General features: G+C 70.7%; 16 protein-coding genes. 5 read left to right on the top strand and 11 right to left on the bottom strand.

Features of this window, described 5'->3' with window-relative positions; genetic code table 11:
* Nucleotides 1-183: 183 nt before the first annotated feature.
* Together ABD327_RS13380 and ABD327_RS13385 are read right to left on the bottom strand one after the other, a co-directional pair.
* Complete coding sequence (locus ABD327_RS13380; protein ID WP_344450661.1) at nucleotides 184-369, bottom strand: DUF397 domain-containing protein; 186 nt, start codon at nucleotides 367-369, stop codon at nucleotides 184-186.
* Complete coding sequence (locus tag ABD327_RS13385) at nucleotides 366-1175, bottom strand: helix-turn-helix domain-containing protein (protein ID WP_344450662.1); 810 nt, start codon at nucleotides 1173-1175, stop codon at nucleotides 366-368. Before ABD327_RS13385 ends, ABD327_RS13380 begins: the two co-directional genes overlap by 4 nt.
* A gap of 111 nt (nucleotides 1176-1286) precedes the next feature.
* Here ABD327_RS13385 and ABD327_RS13390 point away from each other — a divergent pair, with 111 nt between their 5' ends.
* A complete protein-coding gene (locus tag ABD327_RS13390) occupies nucleotides 1287-1868 on the top strand; it encodes an ATP-binding protein (protein WP_344450663.1) in 582 nt (193 codons plus the stop codon).
* Between the two features lie 107 nt (nucleotides 1869-1975).
* On the opposite strand, the gene ABD327_RS13395 is transcribed toward ABD327_RS13390, so the two are convergent.
* On the bottom strand, nucleotides 1976-2803 hold the full coding sequence (locus ABD327_RS13395; RefSeq protein WP_344450664.1) for a mycofactocin-coupled SDR family oxidoreductase: 828 nt from the start codon (nucleotides 2801-2803) through the stop codon (nucleotides 1976-1978).
* A gap of 258 nt (nucleotides 2804-3061) precedes the next feature.
* Here ABD327_RS13395 and ABD327_RS13400 point away from each other — a divergent pair, with 258 nt between their 5' ends.
* The gene (locus ABD327_RS13400) at nucleotides 3062-3412 is read left to right on the top strand and encodes a hypothetical protein (protein WP_344450665.1); all 351 of its coding nucleotides are present in this window, start codon (nucleotides 3062-3064) and stop codon (nucleotides 3410-3412) included.
* A gap of 102 nt (nucleotides 3413-3514) precedes the next feature.
* On the opposite strand, the gene ABD327_RS13405 is transcribed toward ABD327_RS13400, so the two are convergent.
* Nucleotides 3515-4780 carry a YncE family protein gene (locus ABD327_RS13405; RefSeq protein ID WP_344450666.1) on the bottom strand — a complete coding sequence of 422 codons (1266 nt, stop codon included), beginning with the start codon at nucleotides 4778-4780 and terminating at the stop codon, nucleotides 3515-3517.
* A gap of 355 nt (nucleotides 4781-5135) precedes the next feature.
* On the opposite strand from ABD327_RS13405, the gene ABD327_RS13410 reads away from it, so the two are divergent.
* A complete protein-coding gene (locus tag ABD327_RS13410; protein ID WP_344450667.1) occupies nucleotides 5136-5528 on the top strand; it encodes an SHOCT domain-containing protein in 393 nt (130 codons plus the stop codon).
* Nucleotides 5529-5572: 44 nt separating this feature from the next.
* Complete coding sequence (locus ABD327_RS13415; RefSeq protein WP_344450668.1) at nucleotides 5573-6316, top strand: SDR family NAD(P)-dependent oxidoreductase; 744 nt, start codon at nucleotides 5573-5575, stop codon at nucleotides 6314-6316.
* 71 nt (nucleotides 6317-6387) lie between these two features.
* Here the strand turns inward: ABD327_RS13415 and ABD327_RS13420 are convergent, their stop codons facing one another.
* Nucleotides 6388-7272, bottom strand: coding sequence for a LysR family transcriptional regulator (locus tag ABD327_RS13420; protein ID WP_344450669.1), 885 nt, complete (start codon nucleotides 7270-7272; stop codon nucleotides 6388-6390).
* 73 nt (nucleotides 7273-7345) lie between these two features.
* Between ABD327_RS13420 and ABD327_RS13425 the strand changes: the two genes are divergently transcribed.
* Nucleotides 7346-8527, top strand: a complete 1182-nt coding sequence (locus ABD327_RS13425) for an NAD(P)-binding domain-containing protein (RefSeq protein ID WP_344450670.1) — start codon at nucleotides 7346-7348, stop codon at nucleotides 8525-8527.
* On the opposite strand, the gene ABD327_RS13430 is transcribed toward ABD327_RS13425, so the two are convergent.
* The 6 genes from ABD327_RS13430 to pucD all read right to left on the bottom strand — a co-directional run bounded on the left by ABD327_RS13430 (nucleotide 8524) and on the right by pucD (nucleotide 16036).
* Nucleotides 8524-9645 (bottom strand): XdhC family protein, encoded by a 1122-nt coding sequence (locus ABD327_RS13430; protein ID WP_344450671.1) that lies wholly within the window; start codon nucleotides 9643-9645, stop codon nucleotides 8524-8526. The two genes, ABD327_RS13425 and ABD327_RS13430, sit on opposite strands and share 4 nt — an antisense overlap.
* Nucleotides 9638-10186 (bottom strand): nucleotidyltransferase family protein, encoded by a 549-nt coding sequence (locus ABD327_RS13435; protein ID WP_344450672.1) that lies wholly within the window; start codon nucleotides 10184-10186, stop codon nucleotides 9638-9640. The genes ABD327_RS13430 and ABD327_RS13435 overlap by 8 nt, the downstream gene beginning before the upstream one ends.
* A gap of 192 nt (nucleotides 10187-10378) precedes the next feature.
* Nucleotides 10379-11359, bottom strand: a complete 981-nt coding sequence (alc, locus tag ABD327_RS13440; protein ID WP_344450673.1) for an allantoicase — start codon at nucleotides 11357-11359, stop codon at nucleotides 10379-10381.
* A complete protein-coding gene (gene allB, locus ABD327_RS13445) occupies nucleotides 11359-12636 on the bottom strand; it encodes an allantoinase AllB (RefSeq protein ID WP_344450674.1) in 1278 nt (425 codons plus the stop codon). The genes alc and allB overlap by 1 nt, the downstream gene beginning before the upstream one ends.
* Nucleotides 12633-13772: a DUF6986 family protein gene (locus tag ABD327_RS13450; RefSeq protein WP_344450675.1), complete on the bottom strand. Its 1140-nt coding sequence runs from the start codon at nucleotides 13770-13772 to the stop codon at nucleotides 12633-12635. Before ABD327_RS13450 ends, allB begins: the two co-directional genes overlap by 4 nt.
* Nucleotides 13766-16036: a xanthine dehydrogenase subunit D gene (gene pucD / locus ABD327_RS13455; protein WP_344450676.1), complete on the bottom strand. Its 2271-nt coding sequence runs from the start codon at nucleotides 16034-16036 to the stop codon at nucleotides 13766-13768. The genes ABD327_RS13450 and pucD overlap by 7 nt, the downstream gene beginning before the upstream one ends.

Below are 16036 nucleotides of genomic sequence, written 5' to 3' on the forward strand. Positions count from 1 at the left end.
AGGGCGTCGTCTTCGCGGTCCGTGGAGGAAGGCGGAGAAGCGGTGGCGGCTGAGGAAGAGACGGCCTGCGCGGGAACGTTCGGAGTCGCGGACGCCGATGCCCGTGGGGAGCGCGGTGAGCTCACGCACTGGTTTGACGTGCCGTCGACGCTCCGGATACTTCTCGTCAGACAGGCTGAACCGTCACGGCATCTCTTTCAGCCTGCGGAGGAGGCCGGCGAAGCGGTCTCGGTCGAGGGAGAGGTGGCCCGTGTGGGGGCGTTTGGAGTCGCGGACGCCGATGCCGGTGGGGAGACCGGCAAGTTCCACGCAGTCGCTTTCGGCTGAGGTCATGCTGTAGCTGCTCTTGCGCCACTGGGGGCTTTTCATTGGAAGCTCTCCATTGTTCTCTGAAGGAATTCCAGCGTTGTGGACCTAGGGAACGCGAGGGCACTTATCCGGTCGTACCGTATCCCCAGATCGCGGACCTCGCCTGGATCCGTCATGAGCCTGCCGCCGTTGACCGCCTCCACGTAGCCGATGGTGCCGGTGGGCGTACTGACGATGTTGAACGAGCCGTCCAAGCCGACGTGGGCTTCCGTCCCTCGGGGGACGAGGCGGATCGTCACATGAAGCAGCCGGTCCATCTCCAAGAGGTGGGTCAGCTGCTTCCGCATGGTCTCCGCGCCTCCGACATGGCAGTCGAAGACGCTTTCGGCCAGCAGGACGAAGACGTCGGGCGGCTGCTCTTCGTGCAGGATGGCCTGCCTGGCCACCCGCTTCTCGGCGGCCGCTCCGGGATCGTGAGCCCGTCCGGCGACGAGGAGCGCATGGGCGTAGTCCCTGGTCTGGAGCAGGCCGGGAACCGCCGTGCACTTGAACAGCTTGATGATCTCCGCTTGGGCCTCGTATTCGGTGTAGCTGCGCCACCATTCCGGATCGTGGGAGGTGCGGGCGAAGTGGAGCATGATCTGGAGCTGCTGACCCAGGTCCCAGGCGCGGTCGAGGCGTACGGCCTGGTCCATGGTGAGCTTGAGACGGGCCGCCTCGATATTAGAAACAGTAGAGCGGCCGCACTTCATGATGAGGGCGGTCTGGGCGTAGGAGAGTCCGCGCTTCAGGCGCTGTTCACGCAGGTAGACGGATATCCAGGTATGGATGGACGATCTTGGATCCAGTGACTCGGCGACACTCAACGCTCACTCCCAGCTGTATCTAGTGTGTCTTTCTCCCGTGGATACAGGTGAGGCTAAGGGCGCCTCGTCAGACTCGTCATCGGTAGGCCGGAACCGGTGAGGGGGAGGGTGATGGGGGCGCGAGTCGGGATGGGCGGGGACGGCGGGGAGCTGAATCGGTGGTGTGAGGTGTTCACCGCCGATGAAACGGCGGCGAGGAAGGCGCGGTGGGTCGTCGTCTCGGCGCTGCGGGAGTGGGGACTGGAGCGGCTCGTGGAGGACGGGCGGGTCGTGGTGTCCGAGCTGGTCACGAATGTCTTCGCGCACGCGGGGGTGGCGGCGGTGGAGGTGAGCGTCGTCGAGCTGCTCGGGGGCGTGCGGGTCGAGGTGTGGGACTCCTCCGGGCGGATGCCGGAGCCGAGGGACGCGGGGGAGTTGGACGAGAGCGGGCGGGGGTGGGGGATCGTGGCGGCGCTCTCGGCCGGGTGCGGGGTCGAGCCCGACGAGGTGCGGGGCGGGAAGACGGCGTGGGCGCGGTTCTCGAAGTTCCCGGGGGCGGTGATCCCGGTGGAGGTGGGGGTCGGGCTGCTGGCGGAGGCGATGCGGGAGGCGCTCGACGCGCACGGGGTCCTGCGGCGGACGCGGGAACTGCTCGTCGCGGACGCGGTGGGGAGGGTGGGGGAGCTGCTGGTCCGGCTCGAAGGGGAGCGGTGAGGGAACCGCCGGGGCGGGGGAGGGGCGCGGCCCTCCCCCGCCCGAGCGGTTTCAGCCGCCGGACCTGGAGGTACGGGCCGCGGGGGTGCGGGTCGTCGGGTTGCGGTTCAGAGGGATCCGCCGGCGTCGATGAGGTGGGTGGTGCCGGTGACGCCGCGGCTGTCGTCGGAGACGAAGTAGAGGACGGCGTTGGAGACGTCGTCGGCTTCGAGCACGCCGACGGGCAGGGCGTTGAGGGAGGCGGACGCCTCTTCGAAGTCCTTGCGGCCCGGGCTCTCGAGGTCCGGGCGGAAGAGCCGGTAGGTGGCGTCGTTGAGGACCATGTCGGTGGCGACGACGGTGGGGTGGACGGTGTTGACCCGGATGTTGTGGGAGGCGAGCTCCTTGGCCATCACCTTCATGAGCATGACGAGGCCGCCCTTCGCCGACGCGTAGTGGCCGACGTTCTTCAGGGGGCTGAGCCCGGCGAGCGAGCTGGTGATGACGACCGAGCCGCCGCGGCCGCCGGCGACGATGCGGGGCACCGCGGCCCTGACGGTCTTCCAGACGCCGGTGAGATTGACGTCGATCATGTCCTGCCAGGTCTGCTCGCTCATCTCCAGCACGGGCGCGAAGGTGGAGATGCCGGCGTTGGCCAGGACGATGTCGAGGCGGCCGAGCTCCGAGACGCCCCGCTCGACGGCGCGCTCGAGGGCGGCGAGGTCGCGGACGTCGGCGTCCGCGGTGACGACGCGCTGGCCGAGGGCCTCGACCTGGCGGGCCGTCTCGGCGAGGTCGTCGGCGCTCGCCAGCGGGTAGGGGACGCTGTCGACGGGCGAGGTGGTGTCGACCGCGATGATGTCGGCGCCCTCCTCGGCGAGCCGCACCGCGTGTCGACGGCCCTGCCCGCGCGCCGCGCCCGTGATGAACGCGACCTTGCCTGCCACTCGTCCCATTTTGGCTCCTTCAATCGATCTTTGAGGTGATCTTCTCGCACAAATGGAGAATCTCCCGAAAGAAAGCTACATCTCTCCAGCGAAAAGATCATCTGTCCCGCCAGGCCGTGACCCGGGACACGGACCGGTTTTCAGGGACCTCGAAAGGGACACCCGGCTCAGGCGCCAGGGACACGATCCGGCTGATCATGGCGAAGCCGCCCGGAATCGTGATCCGGCCCGCCGGGCCGTTCGAGGCGGCTGAAAAGGAGACAGACCATGCGCTCTCGCGTCAAGGCCGCCGCGGTGCTCGCGGCCACCGCCCTCGTCCTCCCGGTCGCCGTGATCGGGACCGCTTCCCCCGCCTCCGCCCTTCCCGCCGACTGCACCGTGAAGGCGGACCGCAGCGTGACCCCCAACGGCACTCTGAGGACCGTCGTGACGAGGAACTGCGCCTCGGGGACCGGCCAGTACCGGGGCATGATGAAATGCCTGACCAGCAGCCGCGGCATTCCGGTCCTCAGCACGAAGTACACCGAGTGGGTCGACGCGGGCCCGCACACCTCCGTGTCCCTCAGCTGCGTCGGCACCGTCACGGGCGGCGGCACCGAGCTCCGCGAGACTCCCTGACGCCCCGCCCCGCCCTGCCCGATGCCGGGTTCCGTGGCATCGGGCAGGGCGGGGCGTTCGCGCAGGTCGCCGCCGGCGGCTCCCTCTCCCGCCCGGGCGGGGTCAGCCGCCGGACGGAGAGGTCCAGCCGGCGGGGACGCGGGCGACGCGGACGCGCTGCGGGTGGTCGCCGACCGGCACGGAGACGATCTTCTGGCCGGTGGCGAAACTGATCGCGGTGACCTGGTCGGCGTTGCTCTCGGAGATGACGCAGGCCTTGCCGTCGCCGCTGACCGTGGCCCAGTAGGGCTTGGCGGCGGGCACCAGCGGGCCCTCGGTGAGGGAGACGCGGTCGACGACGGTGGCGTAGTCGTCCATGGTGCCGGCGATGCACAGCTTCGTGCCGTCGGGGCTCATGGACATGCCGTGGTGGCGGGAGTCGTTGACGTAGGTCTTGCGGTCGTCGCTGGTGTTCGGGTTCTTCGGCAGCGTCTTCACCCGGAGGATCTTGTCGGTGGCGACGTCGTACTCGAGGAAGCCGTTGAAGAACGACACCTGGAAGTACAGCTTGGACTCGTCGGGGGTGAAGGCGACGGGGCGGACCGAGTCGGACAGGTCCTTGCGGCCGAAGGCGTCCAGGCGCTGGCGCATGTCGATGGTCCTGACGACCTTGAACGTCGTGGTGTCCACGACGGTGATCTTGCGGTCGCCCTTCAGGAAGTCCTGCCACGGTTCGTCGGAGTCGTTGTTGACCTCGCCGATGGACATGTTCCACAGGTACCTGCCGCCGTCGGTGTAGACGTTCTCGTGCGGCTTGTCACCGGTCTTGAAGGAGCCGACCTGGGCTCCGGTGTTGATGTCCAGAACGTGCACCGTGTTCGAGGTGGACGCCGACACCGCCACCCGGGTGCCGTCGGGGGAGACGGCCATGTGGTCGGCGCGGAACCCGGAGACGGGGAAACGCCACTTGACCTGCCCGGTGGCGACGTCGATGGAGACGACGTCGGCGAAGCTGGGCCGGGAGGCGACCAGGGCGCCGCCGTCGGGCGTGGAGTACATGTCGTCCACGTACTGGTCGTGCCCTTCGCCGACTGTCTCCCGAATACCCAGGAAGAAGATGAGCTTGAGGGGGTTGAGGTAGATCTCGCGGAGTCGTTCTTCCTTGTCGGGGATGACGTTGATCCGGCCTATCTTGGCGAAGTCGCCGCTGGATTTGATGACGTCGGCGGTGCCTTCCCAGTTGTTGCCGACGAACATCACGTCTTGCAGCGCGGGCGCGGAGAGGGGCGCCGCGACGGCGGGGACGGTGGCGCCGGTCAGGGCGGCGGCCGTCAGGACGGCGCCGGCCAGCAGGGATCCGCGGGGGCGCGGGAAAGACGGAACACGCATGTTCTTCTCCTCCTGGGGGGTGGGGAGGCCCGCGGGGCGGGGCCCGCGTCCGGTTATTCCGGGATGCTGATACGCGGTGGTCGAATGAGTCACTGGACGGTAGATCGACACGGTGGCCGCCACAAGACGCCGTGGGGAGAAAAAACTCCCTTAAGTACTCAGAAGATGACGATTCCGGGCTGCGAGGCTTTGCGAGAACAAGGTGTCGGGCTGTGTACCCAGGGTGTCTCGTTAAACAAGAATGAATGTATTTGTCCAGCTGAGCGGGGATTCTTTCGAGGTCGCCATCCGCAGGCACGCGCCTTCCGCGTCGGGCGTGCGCGGTCCGGTCGACCCGACAGAAAGGAACCGGGGCATGGACGATTACCCGCTGCTGAACCTCTTCTGGACCATCATGGTGTTCTTCATCTGGATCCTGTGGTTCTTCCTGCTCTTCCGGATCATCACCGACATCTTCCGCAGTCATGACCTCGGGGGCTGGGGCAAGACGGCCTGGCTGGTGGTCATCCTCCTGCTGCCCTTCCTGGGCGTCTTCATCTACCTCATCGTCCGAGGCGGGGGCATGAGCCACCGCGAGATGCAGCTGGTCCAGCAGCAGGATGAACAGTTCAAGGCCTACGTCCGGGACGCCGCGGAAACGCATCCCCACAGCAAGGCCGACGAACTGGCCAAGCTCTCCGACCTCAGGAGCAAGGGCGTGATCACCGACGAGGAGTTCCAGCAGGCGAAGGTGCGGGTGCTGAGCTGAGCTCTCCCCGTGACCAGAAGTAGAACGTGTTCTATTCTGCGCCCATGCGCTTTCACGACAGAGTGGTCATCGTCGCCGGCGGCGGCGGCGGAATCGGCGAGGCGGCCGCACGGCGCCTGGCCTCCGAAGGGGCACGGGTCGTCGTCGGCGACCTGGTGACGGGCAACGCCGAGAAGGTCGCCGGAGAGATCGGCGGTCTCGCCGTCCACTACGACCAGGCGGACGAGGCGTCGGTCGCCGCGCTGGTCGAACGGGCCGTCGAGGAGTACGGGCGGCTCGACGGGCTGCACGCCAACGCCGCCGACATGGGGGTCCTCGCCCGCGACACCGACGCCGTGGACATCGACCTGGAGGCATTCGACCGCACCCTGGAAGTCGGCCTCAGGGGCTACCTCCTGCTGACCCGCCACGCCGTCCCCCGCCTCCTCGAAGCGGGCGGCGGCGCGATCGTCTACACGTCCTCAGGCGCCGCCTTCGCCGGGGAGCCCGAACGGGTCGGCTACGGCGTCGCCAAGTCGGGCGTCAACGCGCTGATGCGCCACGTCGCCTCCCGCTGGGGCAAGGAGGGCGTCCGCGCGAACTCCATAGCCCCCGGCGTGGTGCTGACCGAACAGCTCAAGAACTCCCTCCCCGAGAAGTTCCGCAACGCCGTCCTGCGCGGCCAGCGCCTCCCCAGGCTCGGCGATCCGGCGGACATCGCCGCGTCCGTCGCCTTCCTCCTGTCCGACGACGCCTCCTGGATCACCGGCCAGGTCCTCAGCGTCGACGGAGGCTCCACCATGCGCTGACCTGAACGGCCGGGGGCCGGGCTTCCGGGCGGCGGTGGGAGTCCCCGTTCGGCCGGGCCCGGGCCTCCGGGTCAGGCGCGTTCGGCGGCTCGCACGAGGTGGGCCTTCAGCTCGGCGGCCGCGGGGAGGGGAGTGGCCGGCAGGGCCAGGTGGACGGAGCGGGTCAGGGTGTTCAGGGGGTGCAGGCTCAGGGTGGCGGGGACGGCCTGGAGGGCCAGGGAGGGGACGAGGGTGACGCCCAGGCCGGCCTGGACGTAGCCGAACTTTCCGGTCCACTCGGCTATGCGGATGATCTTGCGGGGGGCGAAGCCGGCGCGGGAGCAGGCGTCGGTGAGGAGGGTGGGGCGGCCGGGCGGGCCGTGCTGGATCCAGGTCTCCTCGCGCAGGTCCCGGAGGTCCAGGTCCGGTTCGCCGGCCAGGGGGTGGGCGGGGGGAAGGGCGACGTGCAGGGCGTCCTCCAGCAGGGGGACGAGCGTCACGCCGTCCAGGGGGGCCAGGCCGGCGGGGTAGTCGCTGACGATCGCCAGGTCCAGGGAGCCGTCCGCCACGAGGCGCATGAGGCGGCGGGACGGGCCTTCCACGGGGGTGACCTCGACGCCGGGGCGGGTCTCGTGGAAGAGGCGCAGGGCGGTGGGGAGCAGGGAGACGTTCGCCGTGGCGAAGGCGCCGACGTGGAGGGTGCCGCCGTAGCCGCCGTGGAGGGCCGCGAGGTCGGCTTCGGCCCTGGCCAGGTGGTCCAGGACGGCTTCGGCGTGGCGGTGCAGGACCCGCCCTGCCGGGGTGAGGCGCACGCCCCGGGGGAGCCGTTCCAGGAGGGGGCCGCCGGCTTCGCGTTCCAGGGTGGCGATGCGGCGGGAGACGGCGGACTGGGTGTAGTTCAGCTCGGCCGCCGCTGCTGTGAAGGATCCGGTGCGGGCGACCGTGACGAGCAGCCGCAGGGCGTCGGTGTCGAACATATTCCTCCCTCGCATGGGTTCCATGAAATGTAGTCGCTGGTGGAATGCCTCCGTGATGCCTACCGTCGTGGACGTGATCGCATTCATGGGACTGGGGCGCATGGGCGTCCCGATGGCGGAACGGCTCGTCGCGGCGGGCCACGAGGTGACCGTGTGGAACCGGACGGCCCGTGACGTGGCGGGGGCCGTCACGGCGGCCGGTCCCGCCGAGGCGGTCGCCGGAGCCGGGATCGTCGTGACGATGCTGCGGGACGGGGCCGCCGTCGAGGAGACGTTGACCGCCGCTCTTCCAGGGCTGGAGCCGGGGACGGTCGTGGTCGAGATGTCGACGATCGGGCCGGAGGCGGTGGGCGGGTTGCGCGGCCTGCTGCCGAAGGGGGTCGGGCTGGTGGACGCCCCGGTCCTCGGCAGCGTGGAGCCCGCGCGGACGGGGCGGCTGACGGTCCTGGCAGCCGGCTTCGAGCAGGACCTCACCCGGGTGCGCCCGGTGCTGGAGACGTTCGGCACGGTGCGGGAAGTCGGCGCCCCGGGCGCGGGAGCCGCGCTGAAGACGGCGGTGATGAGCGCCGTCGTCCCCGGCACCGTGCTGCTCGCCGAGACCCTGGAGCTGGGCCGCTCACTCGGCGTCGAACGCGAACTGCTGCTGGAAGTCCTGGAGGGCACGCCGATGGGCGCCTTCGCTCGCCGCGCCGCGACCGCCCCCTGTGAAACGGGCTACGCGCTGGGCCTCGCGGCCAAGGACCTCGCCCTGGCACGCCCCGCCGCGGGCACGCTTGCCGCCGCCGCGCACGCCCGGCTCCGTGACGAGGTCGCCGCGGGCCGGGGGGACTCCGACCTCAGAGCGCTCTCCGCCGGACCGGTGCGGGCGAGCCGCGTCGAAACGATCAACCCGCCGACCGTCCCCGCCACCAACGGCTTCTACTCGCACGCCACCCGCGCGGGAGACCTGCTGTTCGTCTCCGGACAGGTCGCGCTGGACGACGGCGGCGAACTCGTCGGCCCGGACGACATGACCGCGCAGTCCGAACGCGTGATGGTCCTCCTGGGACGCGTCCTCGCCGATCAGGGCTGCGCCTTCGAGGACGTCACCCACATCCGCACCTTCACCACGGACCTATCCCGCCTCCGCGAGTACGGCGCCGTCCGCAGCCGCTACTTCCTGAAAGACCCGCCCGCGAGCACGACCGTCGAGGTGTCACGGCTCTTCGTTCCCGGCGCTCTGCTGGAGGTCGAGCTCACCGCCTCAGTGCGTTAACCGCGGTGGATGGGGCCCTCGACGCCGGTGAGCGCCTCTCCGGTGCCGGACCAGCGGACGGCGATGATCTCGGCGGCGATGCTGACGGCCGTCTCCTCCGGCGTGCGGGCGCCCAGGTCCAGCCCGATGGGGGAGCGCAGGCGGGCCAGTTCACCGGGTCGAAGGCCGGCTTCACGAAGACGTGACAGCCGGTCTTCGTGTGTGCGGCGCGAGCCCATCGCGCCGACGTAGGCGACGGGAAGGCGGAGGGCGACCTCCAGCAGGGGCACGTCGAACTTGGGGTCGTGGGTGAGCACGCACAGCACGGTGCGCTCGTCTATACGGCCCGCTTCGGCCTCCGCCTTCAGGTAGCGGTGAGGCCAGTCGACGACCACCTCGTCCGCGTCGGGGAACCGGCGGCGGGTCGCGAAGACGGGACGCGCGTCGCAGACCGTCACGTGGAAGCCCAGGAAGGAGCCCGTACGGGCCAGCGCGGCGGCGAAGTCGATGGCCCCGAAGACGATCATGCGCGGCTTGGGCGCGTAGGAGGCCACCGCCAGCGTCAGTTCGTCCTTCCGGCGCTCCCCGTCATGCCCGTAGCGGAGCGTCCCGGTGGTTCCCGAGGCGAGCATCCCCCGGGCGTCGTCGGTGACGGCCTCGTCCAGCCGGTCCGAGCCGAAGGAGCCGGACGTGCGGTCGCCGAAGACGACCATGCGACGGCCGAACCTCTCGGTGTCGGCGGGATCCACACACGTCACGACGGCCACCGGCACCCCGGTGCGGATCGCCTCCGCGACCTCCCCGAGCTCCGGGAACGTCTCGGGAGTCACGCGCTCGACGTACACGTGGATCGTCCCCCCGCAGGTCAACCCGACCGCGAACGCGTCGTCGTCGCTGACCCCGTAGCGCTCCAGCACAGGCGTGAAGGAGGCGTCGGAAGCGGCCTCCGAGGCCACCTCGTAGACGGCGCCTTCGACGCATCCGCCGGACACGCTCCCCAGCGCCTCGCCCGAGGACGAGACGAGCATGGACGCCCCGGCCGGACGGGGAGCCGATTTCCACGTCTCCACCACGGTCGCCAGCCCCACGGGGCGTCCCCGCGACCACTGCTCCATCAGTTCGTCCAGGACGTCACGCATCGGGCACGTCCAGGTCCCGGCCGTCCGCGACGTCCTCGCACGGCACCGGTTCGGGCGTGTGGGCCTTGAAGTAGGGCCGCGCTCCCACGTCCCCCACGGCGAGTTCCGCCACCCCGTCCCAGTGCGCCCGGCCGAGCAGCACCGGGTGTCCTCGCTTCCCGCGATACGTGGCCGCCCGCAGGGACGAGGAGCCCGCCCCCGCGCTCACCCGCCGCACCGCCTCGGCCGTCACGCCGGGCATGTCCACCAGCAGCACCACCACCGCGTCCCCCTCGGCCTCCGCGAGCCCCACCCGCAACGACGACCCCATCCCGCTCGCCCAGCCCGGGTTGACCACCACCCGTGTCCCCGGCAGCTCCGGCACCTTCTCCGCCCCGGCCCCCAGCACGACCACGACGGGCGAGCACCCGGCCTCCGTCAGCGTCCGTACGCCGCGCTCCACGAGCAGTTCCCCGGGACTTCCGGGCGTGGGTGCGAGCGCTTTGGGCATCCCGTAACGCCGCCCGCCTCCGGCGGCCAGCAACAACCCGCAGACGCTCACACGTACTCCCTCGGCTCGGCTGCGGGTCCCGCAGCGCTCGTCTCCCACCGGTCTACCCGGCTGGCAGCGGTGGGTAGGCGCCGCGGGAACAACTCATGAGGACTCCCGGAGACTCGGCTACAGGTCTCCGCAGCACCCTTCTTCCACCGGCCTTTTCGGTCGGCAGCGCTGAGAGGACGCTGCGGGAACGGCTCATGACGGCTCTTGGAAGCGAGCCCAGCGCTCGGCGAGCGCCGTGCGGGTCTTGGGTTTCAGGGAGCCGTAGAGGCGGAAGCGGGCCATCCCGCCGTCCGGGTGGATGTCCAGCCGGACGGCCTTGACGGGCTTGTCGGCGGTGACCCGGAAGCGGTGGCGTGTGTCGGGCTGGAGAGGGGTCTCGGGGAGGAGCTCGCGCCCGTCGGAGGCGGTGACGCGGGCCGTGCCCGGGCTGTTGCCCTTGAAGTGGGAGGTGTCCAGTTCGACGAGCTGGGGGAGGCCCGGGGCCGCGAGTGCGATCTCGACCCAGTCGTTGCCGGAGTCGCGGCGGCGCTTGGTCTCCCAGCCTTCGCCCATGTTGGCGGCCAGGCCGGGGAGCAGGAGCTTGGCGGGGGAGCCGTAGAAGCGGTCGCTCCAGTCGGTGACGGTGCCGCCGAACTCGGCGGCGGCCAGGTCGAAGACGTCGGGGAGGAGCCCCGGATCGACGACGGCCTCACCGTGGACGCGCAGACGGGCGACTCCGCCGTCCGGATAGATGGACAGACGGACGTGCGTCACGAGACGGCGCGAGGCGACTTCGAAGTGGTTCCGGGTGTCGCCTTCCAGCGCCGAACGGGGGACAAGGGGAAACCATTCGGCCTTCTCCAGCTCGTCCACCGAGGGGTAGCCGGGCAGGAAGCAGCCCTCGACGGAGCCTTCCGGCGGGTAGTTGCCCTTGAAGTGAGCGGTGTCGACGACGACGCCGTGCACCAGGCCGGAGGCCCCCAGCCGGAGGAGGGCGTGGTCGTGGCCGGGTTCACGGCGGCGGCGCGTCTCCCAGCCGTCGTAGACCTGCCCCTTGTGGCCGAACGTGGCGGCGCTGTAGCCGGGTTCGAAGGGGTTGATCAGGTTCTCGCGTTCGGCGAAGAACTCGTCATTGGCGTACATGACGGTGCCGCCGAGGGAGCGGGAGGCCAGATCGATCAGGTCGGTGAACATCACTTCTTCTTCCGTTCGAGCAACCGGCCGGCGGGCGTGACGCCGTCCACTGGACGGCCGCGCAGCCACGTCTGACGGACGACGCCCCGCAGGGTGCGCCCGTGGTACGGGGTGACCGGGTTGCGGTGGTGCAGCCGGGCGGCGTCCACGGTGAACGGCTCGTCGGGGGCGAAAGCGACGAGGTCGGCGTCTGCTCCCACCTCGATCCTGCCCTTGTACGGCAGCCCCACGAGGTCGGCGGGCGCCGCGCTCATCCAGCGGACGACGTCCTCCAAGGGGATGTCGCGCCGGTGGGCTTCAGTCCAGACGGCCGGCAGCCCCAGCTGGACGGACGCGATACCGCCCCACGCCGTGGCGAAGTCACCCGCCTTCAAGTCCGCCGTGCAAGGTGAGTGGTCGGACACTACGCACGTGATGACGCCGTCCGTCAGCGCCTGCCACAAGGCGTCCTGGTGTTCTCCTCCACGGATCGGCGGGCAGCACTTGTACTCGGTCGCCAGCGAGGGGACGTCTTCTGCCCGCAGCGTCAGGTAGTGCGGGCACGTCTCAGCCGTGATCCGCACCCCGTCACGCTGCGCCGCGGCCAGCGCGGGCAGTGCGTCGGCGGCCGCCAGGTGCAGGATGTGCGCTCGGGCCCCGGTCCTGCGGGCCAGTTCGATGACCGTCTCCACCGCCCGCGCCTCGGCGGCGGGCGGCCGTGACGCCACGAAGTCGGGGTACAGGGGGGAAGACTCCCCGACCAGGGAGGGGTCCTCCGCGTGCACGATGAACAGCGCGTCCACCGTGCGCATGGCCGTCTCCAGCCCGGCCGCGTCCAGCGGCGGGAACTCCTCCACTCCGGAGTCGATCAGGAAGCTCTTGAACCCGAACACTCCGGCTTCGTGCAGTGCGGGCAGCGAGGAGGCGTTCCCCGGGACGGCCCCGCCCCAGAAGCCGACGTCCACGTGGCACTGCCCGGAGGCCGCCTTCCGCTTGACCTCCAGCGCCTCGACGTCCACGGTCGGCGGGATCGAGTTCAACGGCATGTCGACGATCGTCGTCACGCCTCCGGCGGCCGCCGCGCGGGTGGCGCTGGCGAACCCCTCCCACTCCGTCCTGCCCGGCTCGTTCACATGCACGTGGCTGTCCACGAGCCCCGGCAGGAGCGCCGACGAGCCCAGGTCCACGCCGTCCGTCTCGTACGCCCCCACCGCCGTGATCCGCCCGTCGTGGAACTCCACCGAGGCCGGGCGCACCCCGTCCGGCAGGAACACCCGACGTGAACGCAGTACCGTCACAATCCCTCCAGCCGGGAGACGTCCAACCCGAGCGAAGACGCCTCGAGCGCTCCGCATTCCAGCCCGCGCCGCAGGAATCCGGCCAGCGCGCGGGCCGTCGCGGGCTCGTCCAGGAATCCGCTGTCCGTCCGGTCCAGGTACGCCCGCAGCCGTGTGGCCGCCAGGGCCGCGCCTTCCCGGTAGAAGGCGTACGTGGCGGCGAACCTGGTCGGCAACTGCGCCGGATGCAGGTCCCATCCCTGGTAGAAGCCCCGCTCCAGCGACCTCCGGACGAGCCGAAGGTGCAGCGCCCAGGCCTCGTGTACGTGGTCGCCGACGGGCAGGACGTTGGTCGAGCCGTCGCTCAGCCGCACTCCCGTGCCCGCCGCCGCGACCTGCATGACGGCCTTCGCGTGGTCGGCCACCGGGTGGTCCATCGCCTGGTAGGCGGCCGCGATCCCGCACGAGGCCGAGTAGTCGTACGTCCCGTAGTGCAGCCCGGTGCAGCGCCCTTCCGAAGCGTGGATCATCCGGGCGACCAGCGCCGTCCCGTCCGGCCCGAGCACCGACTGCGGCGTCTCGATCTGGATCTCGAAGCGCAGCGCCCGTACAGAGGGTTCCAGCGCTTCGCAGAGCGCGACCATCGCCTCCACCTGCGCCACAGCGGTGACCTTCGGCAGCGTTACGACGAAGTTCTCCGGCACGTACCCGAGTTCGTCCAGCAGCACGTCCAGCGTTCGCACCCCGCGACGGCGCACGTCATGCTCCATGCACTTGACGCGCACGCCCACGAAAGGCGTGGAACCGGCGGCGATCAGCTTCGCGGCGGCCCGTGCGTGTGCGTCCTCGGTGGCGTCGTCACGCCGTCCGTAACCGTCCTCGAAGTCGATCCGCAGGTCCTCGATCGGCTCGTCACGCAGCTTGGCCCGCACCCGCGCGTCCAGTTCAGGCGCGTAAGGCGCCCCGTGGACGTCCAGGGAGGCCAGCGCCTCGGCCCCCCACCGCTCGGGAAGGTCCGGGGAGATCCGATCCGCCGGGACGTACACCGTGTGCACGGGCTGCCGTCCCGGACGCTCTCCGGGGTACAGGGACGCCAGTTCGGCGTCGGTGGGGGCCAGCCTCCGGTCCAGCTCGTCGTAGAAGGACGGAGTCAGCACACGGCCTCCGTGATGTGCTCCGGCCGCACCGGAACCCGGGTGAGGGCCGCGCCCGTCGCCGCCCGGACCGCCGCCACGACCGCCGGGATGGAGGAGATGTTGGGCGGCTCCCCGACGCCGCGCAGCCCGTAGGGGGAGTGCGGGTCGGCGAGTTCGAGGATGTCGAGCCTCATCGGCGGCATGTCCATGATCGTCGGCAGTAGATAGTCGGTGAAGGATGGATTTCGCACGTTACCGTCCTTGACCTGGATCTCCTCCATCAGAGCCAGCCCCAGCCCCTGGGCCGTCCCGCCGTGGATCTGGCCCTCGACGGCCTTCGGATTGATCGCCCTGCCGACGTCCTGGGCCGTGACGATCTCCACCACCCGCACCAGGCCCAGCTCCACGTCCACGTCGACGGTGGCCCGGTGCGCCGCGAACGCGTACTGGACGTGCGCGTTCCCCTGCCCCGTCTCGGGGTCGAGTGAGGACGTGGGGCGGTGCCGCCACTCGACGGTCGCCTCGATCGCCTCGTCCCCGAGCAGCTCGCCCAGGCTCGTGACGATCTCCCCGTCCGGGTCCAGCACCTCCTCGTCGGCCAAACGCAGCCCCGGACGGTCCAGCCGCGCGAACAGCCGCTCCCGGACGGACTCGCACGCCGCCTTCGTCGCCCCGCCCGTCATGTACGTCTGCCGTGACGCCGAGGTGGAACCGGCGCTCCCGACGTTGGTGTCAGCGGGGGCGATCGTCACCTGGGAGACGCCCAGCTCGGTCCGCGCGATCTGCGCGAGCACCGTCACGAGCCCCTGCCCGACCTCGGCCGCCGCCGTGTGGATGAGCACGGCGGGCCGCCCGCCGACCAGTTCCAGCCGCACCCGCGCCGTCGAGTAGTCGTCGAACCCCTCGGAGAAGGCGACGTTCTTGATCCCGATCCCGTAGCCGACGCCCCGCACGACGCCCTCGCCCCGGGTCGTGTTGGCCGTCCCGCCCGGCAGGAAGTCCGACTTCGCCGGAGCGGGGGGCTTCTCCTGCACCAGCCGCATGAGCTCGGCCACCGGGGCGGGCCCCTCGACGACCTGCCCGGTCGGCATTCGGTCTCCGGTCTTCAACGCGTTGCGCACCCGGATCTCCACCGGGTCGATCCCGACGGCCTCGGCGAGCCTGTCCATCTGCGACTCGTACCCGAAGCACGCCTGCACCGCCCCGAACCCGCGCATGGCCCCGCACGGGGGGTTGTTCGTGTAGACGACCTCTCCGTCCATGACGACGTTCGGCACGTCGTAAGGCCCGATCCCCAGCGTCGAGGCGTTGGCGACGACCGCCCCGGAACTCGACGCGTACGCGCCGCCGTCCAGCAGGATCCGCGCCTTCACGTAGACGAGGCGCCCGTCCCGGTCGGCCCCGTGCTCGTACCACATGCGCGCCGGGTGCCGGTGGACGTGCCCGAAGAACGACTCCTCACGCCCGTAGACCATCTTCACCGGGCGTCCGGTACGCAGCGCCAGCATGCAGGCGTGGATCTGCATCGAGAGGTCCTCGCGCCCGCCGAACGCGCCTCCCACGCCCGCCAGGGTGAAGCGGACCTTCTCCGGAGGCAGCCCGAGCGACGCGGCGACCTGTGACTGGTCGACGTGGAGCCACTGCGTGGCCACGTACAGGTCGACTCCGCCGTCCTCGGCCGGGATCGCCAGCCCCGATTCCGGCCCCAGGAACGCCTGGTCCTGCATCCCCACGTCGTAGACGCCGCTGACCACGACGTCGGCCCGCACGTCCGGATCCCCCTTGCGGATCGGCACGTGACGCAGCAGGTTGGGGCGGTCCGCGTGCACCTGGGCGGAGTCCGGGAGCACGGCCGTCTCGGGATCGACGATGGGAGGCAGGACCTCGTACTCCACCTCGATCAGCGAAGCGGCCCGCGCGGCGATCTCCGGATGGTCGGCCGCCACCACGGCGACCGGCTCCCCCTGGTAGCGCACCTCGTCGAAGGCCAGCACCGGCTGGTCGGCGTGCTCCAGCCCGTACCGCTTGCTCCCCGGCACGTCCTCGTGGGTGAGCGCCGCGAGCACGCCGGGCACCGCCAGGGCGGGCCCCACGTTCACCGAGACGATCCTCGCCCTCGGGTGCGGGCTGCGCAGCGTCGCGCCCCACACCATGTCGTCGGCCCACAGGTCGGAGGAGAACGCGAACTCCCCGGTCACCTTCAGCCGCCCGTCGGGCCGCTGAGGGCTGGCCCCGATCCCGTCCGCGACCGTCGCCGCCAGCCCCAGATGCGTGGTGGTGCTCAT

Origin of the sequence: Actinocorallia aurantiaca (genome assembly GCF_039533685.1) — a bacterium.
GTDB classification, from domain to species: domain Bacteria; phylum Actinomycetota; class Actinomycetes; order Streptosporangiales; family Streptosporangiaceae; genus Actinocorallia; species Actinocorallia aurantiaca.